Source organism: Nocardiopsis sp. MG754419, from assembly GCF_018207095.1.
Lineage (GTDB): Bacteria > Actinomycetota > Actinomycetes > Streptosporangiales > Streptosporangiaceae > Nocardiopsis.
Genome location: NZ_QOCZ01000386.1, coordinates 1 through 400, shown reverse-complemented (window position 1 = coordinate 400; position 400 = coordinate 1). Strand labels below are relative to the sequence as shown.

Below are 400 nucleotides of genomic sequence, written 5' to 3'. Positions count from 1 at the left end.
GCGGGCCATGGCCGATGACCCGGGATCGATGGTGGGCGAGTGCGTGGAGCTGACGGGGTCGGAGCGGTTGGCTCTGACCGATCGCGGGACGCCCGCGGTGAGTGCGGTGGCGTCCGTCGTCGACACCCCCTCCGGTCCTCTGACTCCGCGTCAGGAGATCCTGTGCGGGTTGTTCGCGGATCTGTTGGGCCGGGGTTCGGTGGGGCTGGGGGAGAACTTCTTCCGTGCGGGCGGTAATTCGCTGCTGGCGCTGAGGCTGGTGTCGCGGGTGCGGTCGATGCTCGGGGCCGAGGTGGGAATCCGGGACTTCTTCCGTGATCCGACGGTGGCCGGTGTGGACCGGTTGGTCGCCCAGGGCCGAGGGGCGGTGTCGCGGCCGGAGTTGGTCCCCGCTGATCGC

At 70.5% G+C, this 400-nt stretch carries 1 protein-coding gene; it reads left to right on the top strand.

The window, feature by feature from the left end; translation table 11 throughout:
• Positions 1–169 precede the first annotated feature (169 nt).
• Positions 170–400, top strand: a 231-nt coding sequence (locus tag DSY14_RS28230) for a phosphopantetheine-binding protein (RefSeq protein WP_211719616.1), incomplete at its 3' end; no start/stop codon positions are given.